This window comes from Hanstruepera marina, assembly GCF_019880635.1.
GTDB lineage: Bacteria > Bacteroidota > Bacteroidia > Flavobacteriales > Flavobacteriaceae > Hanstruepera > Hanstruepera marina.
Genome location: NZ_JAINVX010000004.1, coordinates 1 through 26,607, shown reverse-complemented (window position 1 = coordinate 26,607; position 26,607 = coordinate 1). Strand labels below are relative to the sequence as shown.

Annotated in this window: 26 protein-coding genes; 6 read left to right on the top strand and 20 right to left on the bottom strand. The window is 33.0% G+C overall.

Translation table 11 applies throughout. The features are described 5' to 3' along the window. Positions 1 to 106: 106 nt before the first annotated feature. The 5 genes from K7G76_RS10910 to K7G76_RS10890 all read right to left on the bottom strand — a co-directional run bounded on the left by K7G76_RS10910 (position 107) and on the right by K7G76_RS10890 (position 5,697). On the bottom strand, positions 107 to 1,759 hold the full coding sequence (locus K7G76_RS10910; protein ID WP_223034256.1) for a TonB-dependent receptor plug domain-containing protein: 1,653 nt from the start codon (positions 1,757 to 1,759) through the stop codon (positions 107 to 109). Positions 1,760 to 1,923: 164 nt separating this feature from the next. Further along, positions 1,924 to 2,988, bottom strand: a complete 1,065-nt coding sequence (locus K7G76_RS10905; protein WP_223034255.1) for an AMP-binding protein — start codon at positions 2,986 to 2,988, stop codon at positions 1,924 to 1,926. Further along, the gene (locus K7G76_RS10900; protein ID WP_223034254.1) at positions 2,972 to 3,949 is read right to left on the bottom strand and encodes a CPBP family intramembrane glutamic endopeptidase; all 978 of its coding nucleotides are present in this window, start codon (positions 3,947 to 3,949) and stop codon (positions 2,972 to 2,974) included. Before K7G76_RS10900 ends, K7G76_RS10905 begins: the two co-directional genes overlap by 17 nt. 3 nt (positions 3,950 to 3,952) lie before the next feature. Then, positions 3,953 to 4,987 (bottom strand): o-succinylbenzoate synthase, encoded by a 1,035-nt coding sequence (locus K7G76_RS10895; RefSeq protein ID WP_223034253.1) that lies wholly within the window; start codon positions 4,985 to 4,987, stop codon positions 3,953 to 3,955. Positions 4,988 to 4,992: 5 nt separating this feature from the next. After that, positions 4,993 to 5,697, bottom strand: a complete 705-nt coding sequence (locus K7G76_RS10890; protein WP_223034252.1) for a DUF2490 domain-containing protein — start codon at positions 5,695 to 5,697, stop codon at positions 4,993 to 4,995. A gap of 44 nt (positions 5,698 to 5,741) precedes the next feature. Here K7G76_RS10890 and K7G76_RS10885 point away from each other — a divergent pair, with 44 nt between their 5' ends. Beyond that, positions 5,742 to 6,683, top strand: a complete 942-nt coding sequence (locus K7G76_RS10885) for a sterol desaturase family protein (RefSeq protein WP_255572999.1) — start codon at positions 5,742 to 5,744, stop codon at positions 6,681 to 6,683. Here K7G76_RS10885 and K7G76_RS10880 read toward each other — a convergent pair. Genes K7G76_RS10880 through K7G76_RS10870 form a run of 3 tightly spaced genes read right to left on the bottom strand, consistent with a single transcriptional unit; the run spans position 6,680 to position 10,034 of the window. Further along, on the bottom strand, positions 6,680 to 7,018 hold the full coding sequence (locus tag K7G76_RS10880) for an Hpt domain-containing protein (RefSeq protein WP_223034251.1): 339 nt from the start codon (positions 7,016 to 7,018) through the stop codon (positions 6,680 to 6,682). The two genes, K7G76_RS10885 and K7G76_RS10880, sit on opposite strands and share 4 nt — an antisense overlap. After that, complete coding sequence (locus K7G76_RS10875) at positions 7,015 to 7,401, bottom strand: response regulator (protein ID WP_223034250.1); 387 nt, start codon at positions 7,399 to 7,401, stop codon at positions 7,015 to 7,017. The genes K7G76_RS10880 and K7G76_RS10875 overlap by 4 nt, the downstream gene beginning before the upstream one ends. Positions 7,402 to 7,403: 2 nt before the next feature. Further along, positions 7,404 to 10,034 (bottom strand): ATP-binding protein, encoded by a 2,631-nt coding sequence (locus tag K7G76_RS10870; protein WP_223034249.1) that lies wholly within the window; start codon positions 10,032 to 10,034, stop codon positions 7,404 to 7,406. 120 nt (positions 10,035 to 10,154) lie between these two features. On the opposite strand from K7G76_RS10870, the gene K7G76_RS10865 reads away from it, so the two are divergent. Beyond that, entirely contained in the window at positions 10,155 to 10,889 is a 735-nt protein-coding gene (locus K7G76_RS10865; protein WP_223034248.1) for a LytR/AlgR family response regulator transcription factor, read from the top strand. Between the two features lie 11 nt (positions 10,890 to 10,900). Here the strand turns inward: K7G76_RS10865 and K7G76_RS10860 are convergent, their stop codons facing one another. The 4 genes from K7G76_RS10860 to K7G76_RS10845 form a co-directional block, all read right to left on the bottom strand. Beyond that, on the bottom strand, positions 10,901 to 11,341 hold the full coding sequence (locus K7G76_RS10860) for an SRPBCC family protein (RefSeq protein WP_223034247.1): 441 nt from the start codon (positions 11,339 to 11,341) through the stop codon (positions 10,901 to 10,903). 10 nt (positions 11,342 to 11,351) lie between these two features. Beyond that, positions 11,352 to 12,029: a metal-dependent hydrolase gene (locus K7G76_RS10855; RefSeq protein WP_223034246.1), complete on the bottom strand. Its 678-nt coding sequence runs from the start codon at positions 12,027 to 12,029 to the stop codon at positions 11,352 to 11,354. Positions 12,030 to 12,213: 184 nt separating this feature from the next. Beyond that, positions 12,214 to 13,116, bottom strand: a complete 903-nt coding sequence (menA, locus tag K7G76_RS10850; protein WP_223034245.1) for a 1,4-dihydroxy-2-naphthoate octaprenyltransferase — start codon at positions 13,114 to 13,116, stop codon at positions 12,214 to 12,216. A gap of 9 nt (positions 13,117 to 13,125) precedes the next feature. Beyond that, positions 13,126 to 13,965, bottom strand: coding sequence for a 1,4-dihydroxy-2-naphthoyl-CoA synthase (locus tag K7G76_RS10845; protein WP_223034244.1), 840 nt, complete (start codon positions 13,963 to 13,965; stop codon positions 13,126 to 13,128). A 51-nt stretch (positions 13,966 to 14,016) separates the two neighbouring features. On the opposite strand from K7G76_RS10845, the gene K7G76_RS10840 reads away from it, so the two are divergent. Further along, a complete protein-coding gene (locus K7G76_RS10840) occupies positions 14,017 to 15,135 on the top strand; it encodes a C1 family peptidase (protein WP_223034243.1) in 1,119 nt (372 codons plus the stop codon). Here the strand turns inward: K7G76_RS10840 and K7G76_RS10835 are convergent. The 5 genes from K7G76_RS10835 to K7G76_RS10815 all read right to left on the bottom strand — a co-directional run bounded on the left by K7G76_RS10835 (position 15,130) and on the right by K7G76_RS10815 (position 20,342). Further along, positions 15,130 to 15,960 (bottom strand): CvfB family protein, encoded by an 831-nt coding sequence (locus tag K7G76_RS10835; RefSeq protein ID WP_223034242.1) that lies wholly within the window; start codon positions 15,958 to 15,960, stop codon positions 15,130 to 15,132. The two genes, K7G76_RS10840 and K7G76_RS10835, sit on opposite strands and share 6 nt — an antisense overlap. 67 nt (positions 15,961 to 16,027) lie before the next feature. Next, positions 16,028 to 16,903, bottom strand: coding sequence for a DUF255 domain-containing protein (locus K7G76_RS10830; RefSeq protein ID WP_223034241.1), 876 nt, complete (start codon positions 16,901 to 16,903; stop codon positions 16,028 to 16,030). An 80-nt stretch (positions 16,904 to 16,983) separates the two neighbouring features. After that, entirely contained in the window at positions 16,984 to 18,744 is a 1,761-nt protein-coding gene (gene menD, locus K7G76_RS10825) for a 2-succinyl-5-enolpyruvyl-6-hydroxy-3-cyclohexene-1-carboxylate synthase (RefSeq protein ID WP_223034240.1), read from the bottom strand. Positions 18,745 to 18,793: 49 nt separating this feature from the next. Then, a complete protein-coding gene (locus K7G76_RS10820) occupies positions 18,794 to 19,915 on the bottom strand; it encodes a chorismate-binding protein (RefSeq protein WP_223034239.1) in 1,122 nt (373 codons plus the stop codon). A 1-nt stretch (position 19,916) separates the two neighbouring features. After that, positions 19,917 to 20,342: a PaaI family thioesterase gene (locus K7G76_RS10815; protein ID WP_223034238.1), complete on the bottom strand. Its 426-nt coding sequence runs from the start codon at positions 20,340 to 20,342 to the stop codon at positions 19,917 to 19,919. A 53-nt stretch (positions 20,343 to 20,395) separates the two neighbouring features. Here K7G76_RS10815 and K7G76_RS10810 point away from each other — a divergent pair, with 53 nt between their 5' ends. Together K7G76_RS10810 and K7G76_RS10805 are read left to right on the top strand one after the other, a co-directional pair. Further along, complete coding sequence (locus K7G76_RS10810) at positions 20,396 to 21,031, top strand: alpha/beta hydrolase (protein ID WP_223034237.1); 636 nt, start codon at positions 20,396 to 20,398, stop codon at positions 21,029 to 21,031. 5 nt (positions 21,032 to 21,036) lie between these two features. Continuing rightward, positions 21,037 to 21,612: a GNAT family N-acetyltransferase gene (locus tag K7G76_RS10805; protein ID WP_223034236.1), complete on the top strand. Its 576-nt coding sequence runs from the start codon at positions 21,037 to 21,039 to the stop codon at positions 21,610 to 21,612. Between the two features lie 52 nt (positions 21,613 to 21,664). On the opposite strand, the gene K7G76_RS10800 is transcribed toward K7G76_RS10805, so the two are convergent. Together K7G76_RS10800 and K7G76_RS10795 are read right to left on the bottom strand one after the other, a co-directional pair. Continuing rightward, entirely contained in the window at positions 21,665 to 22,657 is a 993-nt protein-coding gene (locus K7G76_RS10800; RefSeq protein ID WP_223034235.1) for a fasciclin domain-containing protein, read from the bottom strand. A gap of 148 nt (positions 22,658 to 22,805) precedes the next feature. Then, positions 22,806 to 23,753: an NAD(P)H-dependent flavin oxidoreductase gene (locus K7G76_RS10795; protein ID WP_223034234.1), complete on the bottom strand. Its 948-nt coding sequence runs from the start codon at positions 23,751 to 23,753 to the stop codon at positions 22,806 to 22,808. A gap of 257 nt (positions 23,754 to 24,010) precedes the next feature. On the opposite strand from K7G76_RS10795, the gene K7G76_RS10790 reads away from it, so the two are divergent. Further along, positions 24,011 to 25,393 (top strand): T9SS type A sorting domain-containing protein, encoded by a 1,383-nt coding sequence (locus tag K7G76_RS10790; RefSeq protein ID WP_223034233.1) that lies wholly within the window; start codon positions 24,011 to 24,013, stop codon positions 25,391 to 25,393. Positions 25,394 to 25,467: 74 nt separating this feature from the next. Here K7G76_RS10790 and K7G76_RS10785 read toward each other — a convergent pair. Then, on the bottom strand, positions 25,468 to 26,607 hold a 1,140-nt coding region (locus tag K7G76_RS10785; RefSeq protein ID WP_223034232.1), incomplete at its 5' end, for a T9SS type A sorting domain-containing protein.

Below are 26,607 nucleotides of genomic sequence, written 5' to 3'. Positions count from 1 at the left end.
AAAACCTGAAATGAGTAAAGTCATGCATTGGTTGAGGCAATTATTTAAAAAAAAGGTTAAACAATTGTTTAACCTTTTTAGCTTTAAAAACGTGTATATAAAGTAATTAAAACTTTATTTCTTCTATTATTTGTTCCTTTTTATTATTGGTCAGTCTAATCATTTTAACCTCTTTTGTAGCATTAGGTTTACCATAATTTTTGTAAACCGTTACTTTTACAAAAGTTACAACTTCTTCTGGATTTTGAGAATAATCTGCAACAATATAATAAGAACCTTTTCTAGCATTTCTTAAACTGTATTCAGAAAGCCCTTCTAGCACATTCATTTCACCGCCTATTCTTGTAGTTTCATTTTCTGCAGATGAAATTTCAAGATATGGTTCTACAACTTTGATGTTCAAATTAACATCGTCTCTATTGGCATCTACAACAATTCTTAAATCGAAAGTCGTGTTAATTTCGTTTACACCAATAAGCTCTTCAGTATTTACGGCTGTATCTGTTTGCAATAAATTATTTAACTCATGCAAAGCAATATTTTTGATTTTTGAAGCATTATATATACCTTGATTGTACATGTAATCATTATCTACAACAACATTAAGTGTATTAAATGCAATTTGATTTTTGCCTAATTCCTGATTTATTAACGCCATATGTCTATACGATTTAGCATCATCAGATTTAAAGTTGAGTACTTTGTTATAAGCAATATTGGCATGAACAAAATTACCTTCACTCTCTAAATAATATGCTAAAGATCGTAATGTTGCATAATCTGCTTTATCTGAATTAATTACGTCGTCAAATACTTGTTGACTGTAAGCGCTTTTCCCATTTTCATTAAAATACTCATACATGTCTACAAAATATGCCGAGTGTCCCCAAAAGTTATTTTTATTGGCTTGGTATTGAGAATAGGCGTCTTCAACTGATGCTAAGTCTTCAATATAATTTGGTGTGCTTTCCTTATAATTTACTTTAAGCCGTTTGCTATATCTCGGTACGGTTTCATCATTATAAGCCTGAGAGTTAAGTTGTGATTTAGATTTAGCAGATTTTTTGGTTTTAACCAAAATCACACCATTTGACCCTTGACTTCCATATAATGCAGCTCCACTAGCACCTTTATTAACCGTTATAGATTCAATTATGTTGTTATCTAAAGTAGATAAGACTTGGTAGTTTGATATTACCCCATCAATAACAATAAGCGCATCATTACCACCTCTTATGGTTCTATTCCCACGAATATTAATCGAATTCGGGTTTCCAGCTCCATCATAACGCACTGTTAGTCCACTAACCTTGCCATTTAAAGCCTCTATAGTATTTGGATTACGACCCCTTAAAAGTTCGGTTTGTTCTACAACATCCTCTGAATAGGTAATAGACAAAGGATCCTTCTTCATGCCCAAAGCGCCTTCAATAGCTTTGGTTCTTTTTTGTGATAACTCTTCTTGTAAATAAACCGCAATAGCACTATTATTAGATACTAGTGCTAAACTAGGATAATAGCCTTCATAAGTAAATACCAATGTATCTGTAGCTTTTGCTAAAATGGTATATTCACCATTCTCATCTGTTTTAACAGATGGATAATTACCAATTTTGGCAATATCTACACCTGGAAATGGTTTATTACCAGTTGCGTAAACAATACCTGTAATTTGTTTTTCTTTTTGTTCTTCTTTCTCTTGAGCCCAAGATGCCGGGATTATCAAAACAATTGACAATAATAGTAGTAAATTTTTCATTTTCTTTTAGTTTTTAATTAAACAGTTAGTTCAACAATAACAAGAGTTTTTTTGATTGTTTCTTGTACTATAAAGATACGAAAAAGACATACTGGAAATAATAACAATGAGTTAAAGCATCATTTCAATGCGTAAAGATGCTTTTTTAATGCGTAAAGTGGAAATTACAGTAAATCTAGTGTTTTTTCGCGCTGAACTTTGCCTGAAACCGTTTCAACAAACTTGGGGATGAACAGCATTTCTTTGGGCTTTTCATATTTATCCAAGCCTTTAAAAACAGTTTCTGGAATATCAAAACGCTCTCCTTCTAAAACCATAATTAGTTTTTCCCCTAATTCTTTATCAGTTTTAGATGCTACTAAAAAGCGTTGATTAATTTCAGGTTGTAGTTTGGCCTCTATTGCTTCAGGGTACAACTTCACACCTCCCGAATTTATGACATTATCATAACGCCCCAACCATTCAAATTCATTATCACCAATAATATTTACAACATCATTAGTTACAATAGTTTCGTCATTAAGCTTTGGTGCATTAATTACCAGACAACCTCTATCATCTTGACTTATTATAATGTTTGGCAAAAGCTTAAATACATTGGATTGCTCCCCACCTTGTAAGTGATTTAATTGCCTAACAGCAATATGGCTTACAGTTTCAGTCATACCAAATGTTTCGTAAACTGTTGCTTGTATATTTTGAATGCGTTTTAACAGATGGATTGGAACAGGTGCACCACCAATAATAATTGTTTTTATATTATTAACTCTTTCAATGGAATTATAGAGTTGGGTTGGTATCATTGCAGAAAAATCGTAAGCTTTGTAATTATCAAAACTTGGGAATTTAGAAGGACTTACAATATCCAACTCCAAACCGAGCATCATAGCACGCACAAGCATCATTTTTCCCGCAATAGACTCCAAAGGCAAACAAAGTAAAGCTTTATCGCCAGGACTAATATTAAAATAATCGCCAGTTGCTATAGCAGAATTTACCATAGCCTGTTTTTTCACCTCTATTGTTTTTGGCTTTCCTGTGGAACCTGATGTTCTTGTTTTAATAAAATTGTTATGGTCTAGCCAATCTGCAACAAAATTTCCTATAACCTTCTCAAATGGTTCACCTTCCTTTATATAGCTATACGCAACGTCCTTTAAAGCATCATGGCTATAACTGTTACCGTTTAATTTAAATCGTCTGTGTACTTTATCAAATTTCGGTATCACTTGTAAGTTCTTCTTTTAAAGGTTTAATCTCTACAGGTTCAATTACTTTTCCAAACAATTTATTGTTCCAATCGGTCCAATTGTACTTTCTTGAAAAAATAAACAGCAGAATAGGAAATACAATAAAAACTGGCATAAATATATCAATAAATTCGGCTGCTTGCGGATCGGAAACATCTTTAAATACTGAATGGGTTTGAAAAGCTGTCCAATCTGCAGTAACTAAAAGCGCTGTAAACAAATTGTTAGCGGCATGAAAACCTAAAGCTAATTCCAAACCTTCATCCATAAGGGTTATTATACCAAGAAACAATCCAGTACCTATATAGTATACCATAATAATGTAGCCCAATTTTTCTACTTCAGGATTAGCTATATGTAACAATCCAAATACAACGGAAGTAGATATTAAAGGAATCCATTTGCTTTTTGTTACTACTCCAATCCCCTGCATTAAATAACCGCGAAACAAATACTCCTCAAAACTTGTCTGTAAGGGCACCAATACAATGGCAATTAAGCATAAAATAATAAAAGGCACTAATTTAAAGTTAAGCACATAATTTTCAGGTGATATTACATAATCTAGAAAAATGAAACTTGATGAAATAACTCCCCAAATTATAAACGCAAACCAAAACCTTTTCCAATCAACTTTTGGACGTGATGTGGTAAGACTAATTAAAGTTTGACCATGAAGGTATTTTGCAACAATTAATACACCTACCAACCCAACAGCAAATGACAAAAGCATTAAAAACAAATTTAAATTAGGTTCTAACAAACCCATCATTTCTTGTTCTTCCATTCCAAATATTTTATCTCCATTTGCCATTGCTTTCGCGAAAATGGCAATTGTAAATGGTATCTGACCTACAATAATTGCAATGATTACAATAAGTAGACCTATAAAATATCGCCAACCTTCATGATGTGATTTAAATGCTTGAGCTATATACATATATTAAATCTTAAAATTCCACTCTAAATTATTTTTATACTGCAAAGTACCACTTTTAACTTGTAAAGGACTATCAAAGTTGTTAGTAAATAAACTTCCTGTGCCTAATCCTTGCGCCATATCATTATTTAAGGTATAAGTCCATTGAGCAATAGCATTTAAACCTACATTACTTTCGAGTGCACTTGTAATCCACCATCCTATGTTATGCTTTTTGGCCAAATCAATCCATTCTTGACTACCTTTCCAACCACCTATAAAACTTGGCTTTAAAATTATAAACTGTGGGTTTATAGTTTGTATCAATTTAGCCTTGTTTGTTACATTAAACACGCCTATTAGTTCTTCATCCAAAGCAATGGGCAAAGGTGTGCTTTCACAAAGTTGAGCCATTTCAATTATTTGTCCTTGTTTAATAGGTTGCTCAATTGAATGCAGATTAAAATCTGATAAGCGTTTTAGCTTTTCTAATGCTTCACTAGGAGAAAAAGCGCCATTGGCATCGACCCGTAATTCAATATCATCAGATGTAAATTCATTTCTAATTGATTTCAACAAATCTAATTCCGTTTGAAAATCAATAGCCCCAATCTTCATTTTAATACAACTAAAACCTGTTTCAATCTTCTCTTTTATTTGGGATTTCATGAAAAGTTCATCTCCCATCCAAATCAATCCGTTGATATTGATAGCGTCACTACCTTGCGTGAATTTTGATGAAAATAATTCAAAAGGATTGTCTGCTTCAATTGATTTAAACGCCATTTCCAATCCAAATTGGATGCTTGGGAATTCAATATTCTCAAGATAGAGTGCTTTTAAGCCTAAATGAATATTGTTACAAGTCCATTTTAATTGTTCTTCATAGTCTGGTCTGTCATCGGCACTTAATCCACGTAAAATGCCACATTCCCCAATACCTAACTCACCTTGGCTTTCCAATACAATAAACCACGTTTCTTTTGTGTTTAACACACCTCTTGAAGTACCACTTGGGCGTTTAAAATTAAGAGTGTATTTGTGATAAGTGGCCTTCATAGTAGCTAAAAATTATGGTGCATACTGATTTGCAACTGTCCTTTTCCTTGTGCATTGGTCTTTTGGTTCATCCAACCCAATTGAAATTTAATTTTCGGGTTTAACACATAACCTACACCTAAATAGGTGCGGTTTCGGTCAAAAAATTCAACGGTTCTGCCGTCTCCAATATCTTGCTGTCCGTTAATAAACAACTCATTGTATAAGGCTGCATAAATGGTGTTCTTTTGAAATGAGGCTTCCTTGCTAAACGGAATATTCATAAACAAATTATAGCGATATCGTGTTCTAAAATCCTGATTCTCTACAAAACGTTGCTCATAGCGAAATCTATGTGCAAGATATATACGTTTTCCTATTTTTTGAGGCAAAAGTGCTTCTTGGTAAATTCTACTTTCACTGGACGTATCGTTGCTTTCGCCCAGAGCACCAGAGGTAATGTGAGCATAACCAAGTGTTAACTTTATAGTTGTGTTTTTTGGTCTGTAAGTAAAACCCGAACGCAATAACAACTGTTCCAAATCTCCAATAATATTCCAATTGCGATATTGAATATCGCCTTGAATCCCAAACTGGCCTTCTCCAAATTTTGTGTCAAAAAAGTACATGTACCAAGCTCCCATTTGATTTGGATTTTGTGCTTTAAGTTCTTGAAATGAAAAAATTGATAAAAAACTGAATATTAATACGAAACGTGAAGTTTTTGTCATCGTTGAAAATTTCTTTTGAATGATTTAAATCTAGACTTTAGATTTTGAAAAAAAGCATTATTTTTAAACCACAAATATCCTATTTAATGCCTGAATTTCCAAATATCATACACTTTGCCATCCCGTTTTTTGTACTATCCATGTTATTGGAATTGTATGTTACAACTCGTGAAAAGTTTAAAGAAGCAAAAGGGTATGAAGCCAAAGATGCCTTTGCCTCTATAGCCATGGGGCTAGGTAATGTGTTTTTAGGTTTTTTGAGTAAAGCCATTGTACTTTGGGCATTTGTATTGATTTATGAAAACTTTAGAATCTTTACGATTCCTATAGCATGGTGGAGTTTTGTATTAATTTTCTTTGCAGATGATTTATCGTACTATTGGTTCCATAGAATATCTCATGAGTGCCGTTTATTTTGGGCTTCGCATGTGGTACATCATTCCTCACAGTATTATAATTTAAGCACGGCTTTACGGCAAACTTGGTCGGGCGGATTTTATTCTTTTATCTTTTGGTTATGGATGCCGCTAGTTGGTTTTCATCCTGCCATGATTCTATTGCAAATGTCAATAAGCTTGTTATATCAATTTTGGATTCACACCGAAGCCATAAATAAAATGCCCAAATGGTTTGAAGCAGTTATGAACACACCTTCACATCATAGAGTACATCATGGCAGCAACCCAATTTATTTAGACAGAAATCACGCAGGAATTTTAATTATTTGGGATAAACTTTTTGGTACGTTTCAACCCGAGCTTGAAGATGAAAAAGTACAATATGGTTTAGTAACCAATATAAATACTTACAATCCTGTCAAAATTGCATTTATTGAATGGTACAATATGTTTAAAGATACTTTTTCTGGAAAAAAATCTATAAAAAACAGATTTCTTTACTTAATAAAACCACCTGGTTGGAGACATGATGGAACAGGCAAAGTAAGTGATGATTTACGTAATGAATGGCTAAACAATAATCCTTAAATAGATTCCAGCTTTTGTTTAAGTATGACTTCAGAAGTTTTATGAATTTCAAAAGCTGAATTATAAAGCGCCTCACAATTTTCACATTTATTGGACTTTATTGAATCTTCAATTGCAATAAGCGCATTTTTCAATTCCTGGATGCCCATAAATTCTGCCTGTGGCTTTAACGAATGGGCATGGATACGCAATTGCTCCCAATCCTTATCTTTAAGATTTTGTTGCATTTGTGCAAAAGTTTTTGGTGCAACATCTAAATAGAGGTTGATATAGCGTTGCATTTTTTTGGTATCGCCCTTTGTAAATTTCTCCAGAAAACATAAATCTACTATCATACATTAGCTTTAATCAATTCATAAATTTCATGAAAAGCATCCTGACCTTTAATCACATAGTGTACCGCACCATACATAATGGTTTGTGAGGCTGTACCATAACTTTTTTGACTTGATAACATGATTACAGGTAAAGCTTTATTTCTGTGTTTTATTTCCTTGAGAATATCAATGCCATTAGCTGCATCCCTTTCTTTTGAGTTCAAGTAATAATCTAAAATAATGACATCTGGATTCTCGTTCAATTGCTGTAAACAAGCTTCTCCTGTTGGAAACGATTTTATGTTGAAGCCGTTATGGTGTTCTCTTAAATAATCAGAGAGCATTTCTGATAATAAGGGCTCATCATCTACTATAAAAATCGTAGGGTTTTGATTTTGCATAATTAATTAGTTTTTGTGAGTTTATATATCTTTTGAAGTAATTCATCCGTGTCAAACGGCTTTCCTATAAAGTCATCCATGCCTGCTTCATAGCATTTATCTACTTCATCTTTGAGGACATTAGCCGTCATAGCAATGATTGGTGTTTTTGCTTTTCCATTTTTAAAATTTCTTATGGTTTTTGTGGCTTCGTAACCGTTCATTATAGGCATTTGTACATCCATAAGGATGGCATCATAGTCTGAAGATTTTACTTTATCCACTGCAATAGCACCATTTTCGGCAACTTCAACTTCAACACTTTCTATAGCATCTTCTAGTTCTTCTTGAGCCACTACAGCATTAAATTGATTGTCTTCTACCAATAATACTTTAATACCTTTCAATTGCCTTGCAATATTGCTTTCAGATGCAGTTGGTTTAGTGGCTTGTTCCCCAACTTCCGAAATTTCATAGGGTATAGTAAAATGAAATACACTGCCTTTTCCTTTTTCGCTTTCTACCCAAATCTTGCCATTGTGCAGTTCTACCAACTTTTTGGAAATACTCAAACCCAAACCTGTACCGCCAAATTTTCTCGTAGTATCACTGTAGGCTTGCTCAAAGGATTTAAAAATTTTATCTATACGGTCTTGATCAATCCCAATGCCTGTATCGGAAACCGTAAAGTGCAGATTTAATTTACCGTTTTCTTCTTTGGGATTTACAGTTGTAGTCACCATGCCTTTTACGGTAAACTTAATGGCATTGCCTATTAGATTGATGAGTATTTGCTTTAAGCGTGTGGCATCACCTTTTACAGTAATTTCTTCTGAAGGTAATTTCTTTTTTAGCTGAAGCCCTTTTTCCTCGGCTTTAAAGTGCATAATAGTCTGCACATTATTAATCAGTTCACTTACAGAAAATGGTTCATGCTCTAACTCAATCTTACCAGCTTCAATTTTTGAAATATCAAGAATATCATTGATTATAACTAATAAAGAATCTGATGATTGCTTAATACCATCTAAATACTCGGTTTGGTCTTTTCTGGGTTTACGCCGTAACAAGATATCTGTCATGCCTTTTATGGCATTCATTGGTGTACGAATCTCGTGGCTCATATTGGCCAAAAACTGATGTTTGGCGCGCTCTGAAGCTTGGGCTTTTTCTTTTTCTTTCTGAATTATCTTTTGTGTTTTTCTAATATGTTTTAAGCGGTAATACAACCCAAAAACTAAAAGAGCTGCCAAAATCCCCAAACCAATCAAGATGTTTTTGGTGGCTTTCTGCTCACTAATTTCTGATTGTAAACTCAATTCACTTTCAAGGCGTTTTTGTTCCAAACTCAAACTGTCTGCCAAACGTTGTTTTTCAAATTGAAAGCCCAATTCCTTACGCAATACTTCTTGACTGTTACGTAGTTGCGCCACAGAATCGTTCAATTTATTATAGTGTGTATATGTTGTTAGCGCATTTTTGTACTGTCTAGTAGCTTCTTGAGCCCTAAACAGTACATCGTAATTACGTAATCGGAATGAAATATTGCGTTTTTCTTTATAGTTAATTCCGAGTTTTGCAGATTGAATAGCTTTTTGGTATTGCCCTAAACCAAAATAGGCTTCAGCTAGTGTGAAATAATAGGCTTCCACAAATTTATGACTAGAGGTTTTAACCGTATCATCAAATCTAGGATCTAAAGGTAATAAGCGTTCTAATACCTGGGCGTAATTGTTTTTTAAATTCATAATCTGTGCCTCTATTACATAAGCACGTCCTAAACAGGGCTCGCACTCCGGAACATTGGCATAATACTTAAATACATTGTCTATATAGATTTGGGCACTATCCCTGTTTTTTTCTAAAGCAAACGTTTGGGCAAGGCTCATGTCTATACCCATTTTACTTTTTTCATCATTTAAATCATCAAAAACCCTTTTAGCTCTATGATAGTATTCCTTTGTTTCTTCAAAATTTTGCAAGTCTTGGTGTATAGCACCAATATCACTTAAAGCTCTTCCATAGGTGAAGTCTTGTGTTTTTTGGGTTTCATAGTAGTATACTATTGTTTGATACAATGGTAACGCCTGCGAATACTTACTTTTCCTAAAGAATTTAAGTGCCAACGATTGTGAAAGCTTTATTTTCCATTCAGAATCGGTCATTTTTTGATGTACGTCAAAGAGTATATTTTCAAATGCCTCTATGTCTTTAGTTGTAGTCCCAATACCTTGTTCATAACAAACTCTATATATAATATCGTAAGTAAGAAGTAGCGTTTCATAATCCTTATATTCCAAAGCCATATAAAATGCTTCTTTAGCAATTGGGCAAGCTGTCTCAAAATCGTTTAGCAAAAAGTATTTTCCGTATGCCAGTAATTTAAGAAAGGGCAAATAGTCTGTTAGTCCTGCTTGTATGGCCATTTCTGGTAGCTGTTCGCTTCCTTCTGCCCAACGTATTACTTCAGGTATTGCCGTCTCTTGTTGTAATGGATAAAATCTGTGATAATAGGCCTTCACACGCTCTTTGGCTGGGTTACCTGTATTGCTCCAAACAGCAAACAAAGAATCCTTATTTTTTTCTTGGGAAAAAGAAATAGAAGACAGGCTTACTAAAAGCAAAAAGAGTAATAAAGATTTAATTTTAAACATTTGTTCTGTATTTATATCATCAAGATACTATTAGAATTCATATAAATATAAATGTGAATTATCTGAAGGTCATCTCAATTATCAAACGGTAGAAAATATTTGTGTATATTCACTTGTAAGATGAAAACATTCAAGGCTTTAATAGTAGAAGATAATGCATTCATGGCAGCTGTGCTACAAGATTTGTTACAGTTGCATAGCAAAGAAATTTCGGTTTTAAGTGTTGCAAATTCAGGTAAAAAAGCGCTTGAAATGATTGTTGCCACCAAGCCCAATGTAGTCTTCCTGGATATTGAATTGCCAGATATGACAGGTTTTGAATTACTAAACAAATTGCCTGAAATTAATTTTAAAACCATTTTTACTACAGCGCACAGCCATTATGCCATTAAAGCTTTTAGATTTAATGCATTAGATTATTTGGTTAAACCCGTTAATGAAGAAGAATTAAAAGAAGCTGTTAAGCGATTAGGGAATTCTAAAGATAAAACCGAGGAAATAAAAACAGCTTTATCGAACTTGAAAGCAAAGTCTGTCGATGATCAAAAATTAATTTTACCCACACAGCAAGGAACCTTTCGTATTGCTCTTAAGCAAATTATATATATTGAAAGTGAACGTAATTACAGCTATATTCATATAGTTAATGGCAAAAAAGAACTGTCTTCAAAAAACTTGGCTTATTTTGAAGAAATTCTGAAAGATAAAGCCTTTTTTAGATGTCACCGATCATATTTAGTCAACAAACGCTATATTAAAGCAATTAGTCATGATGCTTTTATATTAAAAAATGGTTTTGAGTTACCTATTTCAAGGCGTAAGAAAACTGAAGCTAAAGATTGGTTTTATCGATAACATATAGCTTATTAGTTGCTTTCCACAAAGTTCTTAAAATTTACCAACCATTTATCGACCTGTTTTTTAAACATTCCTGGAAATAGAAAAGCCATAAGTTTTGGCACAAAACCTCTAAAAACTGTATAATGAATTTCGGAATTATATCTCGTGGTATTTTCATTCAAAGCTTCAAAGGTGCATAACATAGTATTGTCCATATGCTTATGGTGGTATTCAGCATAAAAGGAATCTGGTAATTTATTTTCAATAATAGTCTCGGTTAATTCCATTTCACCTTTACCCATTTTGTATAACATTTTGGAAATAGCACCATCTTCTCCTACTTTACCAGACAACAACTCCTTGCTTATAAAAGTATCTTGGTATTCTTTTAGGTATTTAGGGTCGCCAAATAACTCTGCCACTATAGATTTAGGTTTAAGGATTTCAATAGTACAGGTAAATTTCATAGTTGCAGAATTAAAGTTCTAAACTTTCCCCAATATCAAGAAGCATCAAGTCTTTATCCTTATCGAAGAATTTTCGTTTGGCCTCTTCATGATTAATTTCAATATATCCAAACGTATCAAAATGGTATCCTAGAACTTTATCACATTCAACAAAATCACTCGCTAAAATAGCATCGTCAATTCCCATTGTAAAATTATCACCAATTGGCAGAATGGCTAAATCTAACTTGGTCTGCATAGGAATAAGCTTCATATCCATAGTTAAAGCAGTATCGCCTGCTATATATATGTTTTTATGTTCGCCTTCGATTACAAAACCTCCTGGCTGTCCACCATAACTTCCATCTGGAAACGAAGATGTATGTATGGCATTCACATATTTAACCATTCCAAATTCAAAATCCCAAGAACCACCATGGTTCATAGGGTGACCTTCAAGCCCCTTATTTTGGAAATGTGATACAATTTCATAATTAGAAATAATTACGGCATTGGTTCGTTTGGCAATTACTTCAACATCCAAAATATGATCTTGATGCGCATGTGTCAATAAAATATAATCAGCATCCAATGTATCAATATTAATATGAGAAGCCTTTTCATTAGCAGAAATAAACGGATCTACTAAAATATTTACATCGTTAATTGTGATTCCTAAACTCGCGTGGCCGTAAAATGTAATTTTCATGAGAATATGTTTTAAACTTAAAAATATAAAAACTCAAGTAATTTTATAAAAACTACTTGAGTCTTCAATCCCTGTTTTGAAACTGTAATAGCTTCATTTTGTCAACAACTTGCATTAACCTAATAAAGTTAATCAATAGTTTGTTGAAAATCAAATTAATTGTAAAAGTTATTGACTATTGCAATTACAACAAATAACCAACGCCAAGCAATACAGATAAAGCAAACGTAGATAATGCAACAATCTTAAGTTCAGGATCAAATTCTTTAGCTTGATTGGTATTTTTTACGCGTTTTAAATGTTTTATTAACGGAATAAAAACAACTAGAAAAATTACATTAAAAGGAGACCAATAATAAAGCAAAGCAAACAATGCTGTTAAAAACAGGGCTCCAATTACCAAAACAAAATGATATATTTTGGCTTTCTGTAGTCCCATTTTAACTACCAAAGTATTTTTGTTTGTTTCTCTATCAGAATCAATATCTCGCATGTTATTTAAATTCAAAACGGCAACGCTTAACAATCCAATAGCACATGCAGGTAGAAATACCAAATGATCTATTTGTCGTGCAAATAAGAAATAGCACCCAATAACACTAACAAGTCCAAAAAAAACAAAAACAAACAAATCACCTAACCCTCTATAGCCATAAGCATTATCACCTATGGTGTACTTAATTGAGGCATAAATAGATATGGCAGCTAGGACAAAGAAAATAATAGTATACAGAATGTATCGAACACCAAATGCAGCTAATAGCATAAGAAAAACTAGGGCAATTATAATTAGAATATTTGCCCTTATAGCCCGTAACATTTGATTTGGTGTCAGCTTACCGCTTTGTATCGCACGTTCTGGTCCAACACGCTGATTATTATCAGTACCTTTTACGCCATCACCATAATCATTGGCAAAATTGGAAAGCACTTGTAAAGCAATAGTTGTTAATATAGCCAATAAAAAAACTGACCATTTAAAAAAGCCATTGTATTCTGCAAAACAACCTGCTAAAATAATTCCAGAAACCGATAAAGGTAAGGTCCGTAATCGAGCAGCTTCAACCCAATGTTTTATATTACTCATATAACCAATTTAAGGAATCCACTTTTTAGGAAAGTTTGGTTTACGTTTTTCCAAAAAGGCATCACGACCTTCTTTAGCTTCATCTGTCATGTAGGCTAACCGAGTAGCTTCACCAGCAAATACTTGCTGACCAACCATACCATCATCAGTTAGATTCATGGCAAATTTCAACATTTTAATTGAAGTTGGTGATTTAGCCAAGATTTCTTGAGCCCATTCATAAGCTGTACTCTCAAGTTCATCATGAGGAATTACGGCATTTACCATACCCATTTCAAAAGCTTCTTGTGCTGAATAATTTCTTCCTAAAAAGAAAATTTCACGCGCTTTTTTTTGCCCGACCATTTTGGCTAAATAGGCAGAACCATAACCGCCATCAAAACTGGTTACATCGGCATCGGTTTGCTTAAAAATGGCATGTTCTTTACTAGCTAGCGTTAAATCGCACACAACATGCAAACTGTGGCCACCACCAACGGCCCAACCTGGAACAACTGCAATAACAGCTTTTGGCATAAACCGAATTAATCGTTGTACTTCCAAAATATTTAACCTGTGATAACCGTCGTCTCCTACATATCCTTGATGGCCTCTCGCCTTTTGGTCACCACCAGAACAAAAACTCCAAATACCATCTTTGGTTGAAGGACCTTCAGCAGACAACAAAACGACACCTATACTAGTATCTTCATTAGCATCATAAAAAGCATCATATAATTCACTTGTGGTTTTGGGTCTAAAGGCATTTCTAACATTTGGTCTATTAAATGCAATACGCGCTACACCATTACATTTTTTATAGGTAATGTCTTCATATTCTTTAGCAGTTTTCCAGTTTGCTACACTCATTTTTTATATTTTAGTCAAAAATAAATTATTTTATATTAACAGCTACAGTCCATGAAAAATATTATCTCTCTTTCCTTTTTATTATTCCTTTCATTTTGCGGTTTTTCACAGTCTTATGAATTTAAAACAATAATTGATTTAGAAGCTACTGATGTTATTAGTCAAGGCAATACAGGAACTTGCTGGAGTTTTTCGGCGTCTTCATTTTTAGAAAGTGAAATCATGCGAATCACCGGAAAAAATATTGATATTTCTGAAATGTACACTGTTAGAAACACGTATCCCGTAAAAGCTGAAAACTATATCATGCGCCAGGGCAAAGCTCAATTTAGCCAAGGCGGATTAGCCCATGATGTTATAAACAGTGTTGCCAAAAACGGTATTGTGCCTCAAGTTGTTTATACAGGCTTGGATGATGATGCATCAAGACACAATCATTCTGAAATGCTACCAGTTTTAAAAGGTGTTTTAGATGTGTATGTTGACAACCCTGGAAAAAATCTTTCACCAAAATGGAAACCCGTTATTAATGCTATTCTTGACACTTATTTAGGTGAAAATGTTGAAACGTTTACTTACGAGGGTGTACCATACACGCCGATGTCTTTTTTAGAAATGACCAAGTTAAACCCTAACGATTATGTGAGCATCACTTCATTTACCCATGAGCCTTTTTATTCAAAATTTATTCTAAATATTCCAGATAATTTTTCAAACGGTAGCTTTCACAACGTAAAACTGGATGAAATGATCTCAATCATAAATCATGCACTTGAAAATGGCTACACGGTTGAATTGGATTGTGATGTAAGTGAAACCACGTTCTCTGCTAAACATGGTGTTGCAGTAATTCCTGAAGATGATACCAAAAAAGCCGAAGCCATAATTAGCGTGAGACCTGAAAAATCCATCACGCAAGCTTTTAGACAGCAAGAATTTGAGAATTACAATACTACCGATGATCATTTAATGCACATAACTGGTATGCTCAAAGACCAAAACGGAACCGTCTATTACAAAGTGAAAAATTCTTGGGGAACAGATGCTAGCCGTGTGGCCAATAATGGTTATGTATATATGAGTGAAGCCTACATGAAGCTTAAAACCATCTCCATTATGGTACACAAAGATGCTATTCCTAAAAGTTTGAAGGGAAAATTAAAATTATAACAAATAGATACCGTCTGGTTCTATTCTAATCAGTTTTTGTTTATATAAGGTTCCAATAGCTTTCTTAAAACTTTTTTTACTCATTTGAAGTATGCGCTTGATATCTTCAGGATCTGATTTATCTGAAAGATTTAAATAACCGCTGTTGTCTTCTAGTTCTTTCATAATCAATTCGGCATTGGGCTCTATATTTCTGTACCCAACTTGACCAAGAGCAATATCCAATTTATTACCAGGACGAATTTTCTTTACCACACCTTTCAGTCTATCACCTACACTGATGTCTTGAAAAATATTGTCGTTGTAAATAAGTCCTAAATGTTTTTTGTTTACAATAACATTCATCCCAATTTCTGATGGATGTGATACAATTAAATCAACTTCTTCAAATTGCTCGACAGTCAATTCCTTATTATCCAAAAATCTGTTGGTTTTACTTGAAGCAACCAAGCGTTCTGACTTTTCATCCAAATAACAATACACCAAATACCAACCGCCTTTTTTCATCTTAAAGGCTTGTTCCTTAAACGGACAAAATAATTCCTTGAGCATGCCCCAATCTAAAAAAGCACCCATTTTGGTTACTGCATTGCAACGCAGCAAAGCGAAATCACCTCGTTTAATATAAGGTTTATCAGTTACTGCAACCAAACGTTCGTCGTTATCCAAATAGACAAATACCTCTATTTTATCCCAAATTTTAAATTCGTCTGGAACGTAACGGTTAGGCAATAAAACTTCATTATCCTCTTCATCAGCTAAAAACAAGCCTGGATCTGTTTCACGAAGTATAGTAAGGGTATTATATTCTCCAATTTTTATCATGTGGCAAAGGTAAGGATATTCCTTTTGGAAAATACTAATGTTAAAAAATGAAACTGATAATTTTGGTTTAGTTTTCCAACCACAATTGAGGTTTGGCACTATTTTGAATTTCTTGAATGGCTATTTTAGCTTCTTCAATGGTTGTGTATGGGTATTTTGTGGATAGTTTCTCAATATCAGCTTTAGATTTTGAGCTTAAATATTTGTTGTAATTTAAACTTAAGTATTTTGAAACTTCAACAGGATCATTTTTCTTCTGGAATTTAGATTTATTGTCAGCAACAAAACTAAAAAGGTCATTATTAGACCAAATGGTAACATATTTTTGAATTATATCCCAGTTTTCACTATCAGAATAGTTTTCCTTTGGTAAGGACTTAAAATATTTATCAATTACATTTTTAATCTGCATTAAACCATAAGGACTGTACTTTATATTTCTGTAGAGTAAAAATTGTTTGAGGTTTTTCAATGTTAAATTATTACGTTTTTCTTTTTTAATGGTTTTCCAATTTTCTTCAATGTTTAAATAATCTTTCCATATTCCTAGGTTTTCAGCGTGAGAATACTCTAGAGTATAAGTTATTTCTGTAATTAAGTTCTCATCTTGATCTATAAAATACAATTGAGGTGAACCTCTCCATGAATCATAATAGTCTTTAAGCCTTTTTACTGTTACATCACTGGATTTGTTCAAGTCAAACTCAAAAACAATAAAATTGTCATTTAAAAAATTAATGGTCTCATTGTCATTGTTAAGATTAAGCTGAAACACATCATAAACCGGACAAGGATTTCCTTTGGTAATAAAAAAAATGTCTTTGTTAGTTATTTTGGCTTGTTTTAAGGCTTCATCAAAATCACCTTGAAAGTAGTTTAATTTTTCCTGATTGAAACCTTTACAAAGAGTAAGTAGAAATATTAAACAGAAAGTTATCTTCATTATTAACTTGGTTAGTACTAAATATAACGGCTAAACAAATTTATATTGTGTTTAAAAACTATCTAAAAAAAATGAAAGGCTTATCTAATAAACTTAAAATACTCCAAAAGCACGTCATCATTTATAGTTCTTGGTGTAAAAATTTCCAATAGTTTTGGTACATCTGAAGTTTCAAAAAAGGATTTTAATTGTAATTTGAGTTGTTTTTCGGTTGAAGCTGAATCATACTCAAAATTGTACATCTTACATAAATGCTTGGCCGTTAAATTATGCTTAGTTTCAAAATACCTGTCAAAATTCTCTGAATCCTTATTGCCCGGCAAAATTCTAAAAATACCACCTCCTTGGTTGTTTATGATAATTATCCTAAAATCATTTGGAATATAGTTATTCCATAAGGCATTACTATCATACAGAAAGCTTAAATCACCTGTAATCAAAGTTGTTTGTTTTTTTGAAGCCATTGCGAACCCAACTGCTGTGGACGTACTACCATCTATACCACTTGTACCACGATTACAAAACACCTCAAGTGTCGGATTTAAATCGAATAATTGAGCATATCGCACCGTTGAACTATTACTTAATTGCAATACTGAATCGTTGGGCAAATATTTAAAAACGGCTTCAAACACTTTAAAATCGCTAAACGGAATTTGTTTAACGTATTCAACATGTTTTTCAGCACGTCTCATTTTTACTTTTTCCCAGAGCGGTTTATAATCACTTTTAACATAATGTGTAGTTTCTGATAACAGATTTTCAAAAAACGTATTCGGATGAATTTCCAAATGTTTTTCTAATTTGAAAAACGTATCATTGGCTTGACCTTCTCCAATATGCCAATGTTGTTTAGGTTGATATTTACGTAAAAACGCTTTTATCTTTTTGGAAACTATAAGACCGCCAAAGGTTACCAAAATGTCGGGTTGCAAGGCCTTAAAATCTTCATCATCCAAAGGTGCAATAAGCTTATCGATACTCGGGAAAAAATTCTCATGATGTAAATTTGAAGTGGTCTCGGTAAAAACAATAATACTATTGTCTTTTGCCAAATCATCCAACCACTTTTGCTCAATATCATTGGGATAGTTTACACCAACCAAAATCATTTTTTTGGCCGCACTATTCCATTCATCCAAACATTCATTAAATATATAATCATCAATTTTTGTTGAATTGGCATCTAATTGAACAACTTTTGGTTTAACCGATAAAGTATCCACCAACTCATATAAAGGCTCGTCGAAAGGCACATTAATATGTACCGGTCCAGACTTCTGAATAGCTTTATTTAATGCTTTATTTATTTCAATTTCGTTTTCTTGCTGTAACTCTTGCTTGATGCCTAAAAACCGTTCGATTTTATTTTCAATATTCTTAATTATTGCTGGCTCATCGTCATCTTGATCGCTGAAAGAATTATCAATGTTCAACTTTAAATTGGCAGAGTATAAAATATGATTTTTGTAAACGTCTTTTTGATTGATGGTTTGCCCATCTCCTATTCCAACCAAGTATTTTGGTCTATCGGCTGAAAGCACAACCAAAGGGATATGACTATAAAATGCTTCGGCAATAGCCGGATAATAGTTTAACAAAGCACTACCAGAAGTACAAACTAAAGCTACAGGCTTTCTTGTTTTTTGAGCCATACCCAAAGCAAAAAAACCAGCACAACGCTCATCAACAATACTGTAACTATTAAAAAAATCATCGTTTGAAAAACCGATTGTTAAAGGCGCATTTCTGCTTCCTGGAGAAATAACTATATGCTCAATTTGTTTTGCTTTACATAGCTGAATAATGGTTTGAGCTAGCGGATTTTTAGGGTGTTGCATATACAATCAAATCTCTTACAAAAGTAAGCAATATGAAGCTTCAATAAAATTATTGCAATACCTTTTTTATTGTAGCCGATTTTGCAACAGTTTCCTCCCACTCATGTTCTGGAACAGAATCTAAAGTAATGCCTCCTCCAATATATACTTGAGCTTTTTGGTCTTCCAATTTCATACATCGTAAGTTCACATACAGATTTGTGACTTTTTTTACACTGGAATAAGCATTGTTTTCAACATTCCGTCTGTTTCGATTTCTGGTTTGACTTTTTTCTAAATTTAATTCTCCCAGAAAACCCGTATAATATTCTCTGTCGTAATTTTCATTTTTAAGAATAAAATCCTTGGCTTCAGATTTGGGAAAACCACAAACGGCCGGTGTTGGATGTAATTTATTAATAACCGTTTGTAAACTATTCCCTTCCGGCTTTAACAAACCCGAAATCATAGTTTTAAGATGCGTTAAATTACCTGCGCGAATGGTTTCAATAGCTGAAACTTGTAAGTCTTTTAAATCGTTTTCAAGCTGCTCAACCAAATAATCAGTAACTATTTTTTGCTCGCGAATTTCCTTTTCACTCCAATTCACATCCAAAGCGCCTTGGTAAGGCTTTGTTCCAGCCAATGACATGGTGGTTAGTTTACTGTTTTCAATCTGAAGTAATGTTTCGGGCGTAGCACCCAACCATAATCCGATTTGAGGGTGAAACCAACAATACACGAAGGCATTTGGATAATGATCGAGTAACTTCTTATAAAGAACAAACGGATTATTTTCTTTAATTTCTACAGTTTCCTTTCTGGATAAGACTACTTTATCAAGCTTCTTATCTTTTATTGCAGTAATACCTTTTGAAACTAAATCGATATGAAATTGCTTATTCTTTGACGCTTGCTTGATACTCATTTCAGACTCATGCATCGCTTTCGGCTGATAAGTATTGGTTTCCATGAGCGATGAATCAGCAACTGGTATTAAAACAGGGAGTTGCTTATCATCAAAAGGTGCCATAATAAATCCGCTCTCTTTAAAATCAGACACATAATTAATAGTCTTGCTTTTTTGAAGTAAGCCTTTTACATTGGCCTCATTACTTTTTCGATATACTACAAAAGGTAAATCTTGAGCGAAATGCTGTTCTAAAGAATTAAAAAAAGACTCTGAAGTCATCCTACTTTTTTCTTGGCAATGAGATGGTTGATAAGCGACAAATAGAAATTAAATTATCATGATCGTCAGTTACACGAATATCCAATAACTGGGTCGTTCTACCTTTGTGAAGAAAGCTAGCCTTAGCGTACACATGTCCTTCTGAAACACTTTTTACATGATTGGCAGTAATCTCAATTCCTCTTACAAATACTTCTTCTAAATTAGAAAACAAATGCGATGCAAAACTACCAACACTTTCGGCTAAAGCAGCAGTAGCACCACCATGCAACACGCCATCAGGTTGGTGCACACGGGAATTAACAGGCATTTTTGCAATTAGAAAATCATCACCAAAATCAACAATAGAAATCTCTAAAGTTTCCAATAATGTGTTTTTGGCAACTTCATTAATTTTTTTCAACTTTTCTTCTTTAGTTAATTGCATAAAATTCCTGTATTTTTAAATCGAATTGTAAAAGTACAAAACCCAACCTTAATATGAATCTATCAGAAAAAGAAATATCCTATACTTCAACCAATACCTATGCAGTATTAAATGAACTCACAGATAAAACTAAAAATGTCTGGTTGGTTTTTCATGGCATGGGATATTTGAGTCGTTACTTTTTAAAATACTTTGAATCTTTAAATTCTGAAGACAACTATTTTATCGCTCCACAAGCTCCAAGCAAATATTATATTGGCCCGAAATACAGACATGTTGGTGCCAGTTGGCTCACAAAAGAAAATACAAAAAAAGAAACCAAAAATGTTATGAATTATGTTGAAAGTTTACTACAACATGAAAACTTACCAAGCAATAAAAACTTAATTGTTTTAGGGTATTCTCAAGGTGTGAGTATAGCTATGAGGTATCTTGCATTAAATCAAATGAACTGTAGTCAATTAATCATTCATTCAGGTGGTATTCCTGTTGAATTAAATCAAGATGATTTTAAATATTACAATGGAAAAGTATCATTGATATATGGTACTCAAGATGAGTATCTCAATGAAGACCGAATAAAGCATGAAGTTGAAAAAGCTAAAAGCCTATTTAACGATAAACTATCCGTAATTCCTTTTGATGGAAAACATGTTGTTAATACTGATGTCATTAAGCGTTTAATATAACTGTTATGAATGAGAAGCTTTTAGAAAACTCTCGTGTAAAATTATCGCTTTTGGATTTGAGTAACTACACCAAGTTATTGGATATTTCGCAAGAAGAAAACCTAATATTCTATTCTCCTTCAAATATTTCAACTCCAGAAACTCTTAAGAGCTATGTTCAAACTGCTGTTGATGGTTACTATCACAAGACAACCATTCCCTATATAATTTTTGACAAACAAAAACAGGCCTATGCAGGTTCTACGAGGTTTGGTTTGATTAATTGGAAAAACAAAACCTTACACATTGGCTGGACATGGATTGGTAAAGCATTTCAAGGAACAGGTTTAAACAAACATGTTAAATTCCTGATGCTTCAATATGCTTTTGAGGAATTACAATTTGAAAAAGTAGAATTCAGAATCGATGAACGCAATATACGCTCCAGAAAAGCTGTCGAAAAATTAGGTGCCACATTAGAAGGTATTTTGCGCAAAGATACCTTGATGCTTGATGGCTTTAGACGTAGCACCTGTTGTTATGGCATATTAAAGGATGAGTGGCTAAATTTGAAACATACAATATTTCAAGATTGTAATTAAAAAAGACTACTCTTGCGAATAGTCTTTAATTTTTTCTTTTTCATTATTTACTTTAAGGTAAGAGTACACGATCTATAACGTGCACAACACCATTAGTAGCTTGAACGTTTAATAGATCTGAAACTAATCCTGTTTCTCTATCATTATTATCAGTAATGGTAAGAGTTTCAACGTCTAAATCAAAAACACCGTTTAAATTAGTTACTGGCCCACTCATTAAATCACTTGAATAAACGCGACCTTCAACAACATGATATAACAATACATTTGTAAGTAACTCAATATCCTCGGGCGTATCAAAATCCTCAAGGCTATCGTATCCATCCAATTCAGAAAGTAAAGCTACAAAAGCATCATTAGTAGGAGCAAATATTGTATAAGGGCCATTGTTGGCAACAACAGTGTCTAATCCTGTTAGTTCTAATACATCTACAAGTATTGAAAATTCGGGATCAAAACTTTCAGCTAATTCTAATAAATTGTTTGATGGTGGAAAAAGGACTTGGTCAATAACATGGATTACCCCATTTCGTGCTTCAACATCTGCAGATATTACATTTGAATCATTAATCACAACACCATTGTCTAAATTAACTTCAACAGCAGAGCCATTTAGCGTTGATACAAATCCATTTGATAAATCAGTACTATAAACAATATCTCCCAGCACATGATAAAGTAATATTTCTTCTAAATTTGGAACTGAAGCAATATTTCTTTGATCTAGCCCTAAAGCAGCAAATGCCTCATCTGTAGGCGCAAATACTGTTAATCTATTTGATGAAACTACACCTGCTAATCCGGTTCTTGCTAAAGCAACATTTAGAGTTTTGAATGTTGGTTTAGAACTTCTATTATCTGAACCCTCTTGAAGCTCATAAGTTTTGAGTACTTCAACAATTGATAAGTCTTTACTATTCAAATCATTCTGATCATATTCTTCTGTACTACAAGAAACAAAAATCATTGAAAGCGATAAAAACACTAACGATAATAGGTTAATAAGTTTGAAATTTGGGGTTTTAAAAAATTTAATTGTTTTCATAATATCAAGTATTTTTATTAAAGATAGGTAAAGATACATTTTTGTTTAACATATTCAAAATAATGTTAAACAAAATGATTTATCAAATTAATAAATTCGAAATATCAAAAAACTTTAAACTTGACTTGAAGATATAGGAAACTAAACATTATGTAGTTAATTTATCTATAATTTTAGCCGTAGGTAATATTTCAGTAGTGTATTGAATACTTGGTCCAGCTACCCAAACTGTTTTATAGGTTGCTTTAAGTGCTGCTTTTTCAGTTGCTTTCATGCCGATATAAAACCGCAACATTTTTACCCACTTTTTTAACTTCTTGTTTTTATTTAAAACGCGCTCTATCCAAGGTGATTTCGTTCCAATTTTCTGAACATATGGTGTATTAATCACTGTACATGGTGTTCCTGAAATACGTTCGGTTACAACAATGTCTTTAGCGCCATAATCAACACAGGCCTGCTTATATTCTTGAGTAACTCCAGCCTCTTTAGAGGCAATAAACGGACTACCAACCGAAACACCTTCAGCTCCATAACCCAACATCTCTTCAATATCCGCTTTACAGCCAACTCCGCCTGCTGATATAATTGGAATTGACACATGCTCCTTTAATAATAAAATAATCTCCTTTGGGGATAAATTTCCTCGATGTCCACCAGCTTCATTGTTTACAGCAATAATAGCATCTGCACCTAACTTTTCTACTTTTTTCGCAAAATGTAAATCCGTTACATCGCAAAACACTTTTATGCCCACCGCATGAGCTTCCCGTATTGTTTCTTCAGGATTGCCAAGTGATGTTATTATAAAATCACATCCTTCTTCGCATAAAACCTGTAGCTGATCTTTATATCTTACATTGGACTTATTGACAATTAAATTGAATCCAAAAGAACCACCTTCAACTTTTGCTTCCTTTAGCTCTTTAATAGCATTTCTTAATTCAGGCAATGTTCTATAATTCAAAGCAGGTATACAACCAGCTATACCTGATTTCATAGCTTCAATAACCATGTCAGTATTTGAAACTAAAAACATAGGTGCTTGAATAATAGGAAACTTAATTTTAAGTATTTCTGTAAGTTGTGTTTGCATAAAGTATTGATTAAGCACAAATATAATTTATTTTATTATGCATGCATAATAATTGCCAGAAATTAAATTGGGAACATTTTTATTATGTTTGTTAAGCTAGAAAAATCTTACATAAATTTTTTAATAAAAGAAAGAAATATATTACAAATGTAGGTGCAATACTACTGATTTTTAGTTTTTTATCTATTTTTTTTGCGTTTAATCGATGATTATAAAATAAGTTTTATACGTTTGGAACGAACTAAATCTAATTAATTATGAAAAATAAACTACTTATAATATTATGGGTTTTAGGTGTTTCTGTAATAAACGCTCAAGCACCATTTGGAGCAAAACAAAGTATTTCAACTAATACTGGTAATTTCCCAAAGCTTATTGAATCAGATCATTTAGATAATGATGAGTTTGCTGATATTGTCATTGGAACCAATCTTGGTGGAACTATAGAATGGTATAAAAATAATGGAAATGGTACTTTCACATTACAAACATTAGTTTCATCAACATTAACAAATGTAAATGGTTTGGCTATTGCAGATTTAGATAATGACAATGATAAAGATATCATTGCCACTTCAGAATCATTAAATAAAGTAGTTTGGTTTGAAAATGATGGTAGTGGTAATTTTGGAACTGAACAATTAATTGATAACGGACTTTTAAGGGCTGGATCTGTTAAAGTTGGTGATATTAATGGAGATAACACAATAGATATAGCTGTTGTTGCGTATGATGCAGATTTAGTTTCTTGGTACTCTAATAATGGATCAGGATCTTTTGGACCAGCTCAAACAATAAGCAGTCTTAATAATTCAGGCCCACGAGATTTAGACCTAGCTGATTATGATTTAGATGGCGATTTAGATATAGTTGTAGGTTTCGGAAAAATCTACAGTGTTAAATTATATAATAATAATCTTTCTCAAACGGGAAATGCCACTTTTACCGTTGAAACTAATAATGTGGTCTCTGGTAATTACTATATTAATGATGTATCCTTTGGTGATGTTGATAATGATGGTGATTTAGAGATTTTGAAAGTAGATTTATTAACAAATACTGCTTATTATGATAAGCAGTCAGATGGAACATTTACAGAAACTGTTTTTTCTACGTCTAATGTATATCCTGCAGCAGCAATGGTTTCTGATTTAGATGATAATTCGGTAAACGATGTTACCATTGGTTATTCTAGCACAGATCCTACGGATAAAATGACATGGTATCTAGATTCAAATCCTAGTAATGAAGACATCATCGATAATACTCAAAATGACATTTATAGTTTTACAGTAAATGATTTTGATAATGATGGGGATCTTGATATGGCAAGTATCTCTTCAAATGAAAATCATTTAAACTGGTTTGAAAACACAACTTATAACTCAACCCTTTCTATCGATGACTATAGTGCAGAAGATATTTCTATTTACCCTAATCCTACGACAAATATCTTAAATGTCAAACTAAACAACTATGAAGCTTTAGATTATACAGTTTATAACGCTTTAGGACAAAAAGTCTTGAATAGCAAATTAAATGCTGAAATTGAATCTATAGATGTCTCCCATTTAAAAAATGGAATTTATTTGCTAACCATTAAGGATGCTAACTTAACTTATAAGTTTATTAAAAATTAATATTACTAATCGACTTAATATAAAAAGCCCAGCTAAATAGCTGGGCTTTTACTTTTATATTAAAGTTATACAACTTATTTTCTAGGTTTAAACGAAACTATTTTCTTAATCATGACTCCCTTTTTAGTAGTTAATCTTACTAAAAATAATTGATTATCTGTATTAGTCATGTCGATAGTAGTTATCGCTTCAGTTCCTTTGATGTAACTCACGTTTTCAACCTTTTTAATCAATGAACCTTTAATATCAAATATTTCTAAAGTTACATCAGTTTCATAAGGTATATTGTAAGCAATATTCACTTCCTTATCAAAAGGTACTGGATAAGCCTTGAAAGTATTAACAATTCCGAAAATTGTCTCGTTTCCTTCTTCACATTCAAAGGCATCCAAATATTCAGTTTCACCTGAATCATCAGAGTAAATATCACCTTTTTCTACGCTACACATACATACTATTTCACAAGTTACTGCATGAGCTATAACATAAATACCTTCTGAGTTATCTGCCATATCGTTGTCTATAACAACCGTATAGCTCTGTACATTACCCTCAAATGATGGGTTAAATGGATATTGTCCTGGTGCTACTGTTGGTCTTCCACGATTTTCTGGATACGGATCACAACCAACGTATACATGTGCCTCATTCATAGTGAAGCCATCAAAAATTTCATAAGTAATTTCTACTTGTGATTCAGTATATGTTACATGAACAACACCAACTAACTCACCTCTATTGGTATCACAATGTGCTGCTCCAGCCCATAAATCCATTTTATACACACCATAAGTTGGTAAATAATTCGTCCAACCCCAACGACTAAAATCAGGAATAAAGCATTGGTCTCCCGAATCTGCTTTTGCAAAAGCAGTTTCGCAATTATCAACCAAATCAAAATCTCTAATAATGGTACAGGTTTCTGTTCCTAAATTACCACAATCATCATATACTTCAAAGTCATAATAACCAATTTGTGAACAACCATCCTCTGACATTACAATTCTTGTTGGACCATCAAGATTTAATGTTCCTCCTGCTGAACAGTTATCTGTCCATGTGGCTGATAATGGCGGGAATTCATCATTACACAATCTTGGTAAATCTTCAGGACATGTAATAACTGGATCGGTCATGTCGTACTCTCTGGATACTCGCGTGGTCTCTGTATCATCGTTGCCACAGTCATCCGTAATGGTGAACGTGTACAATCT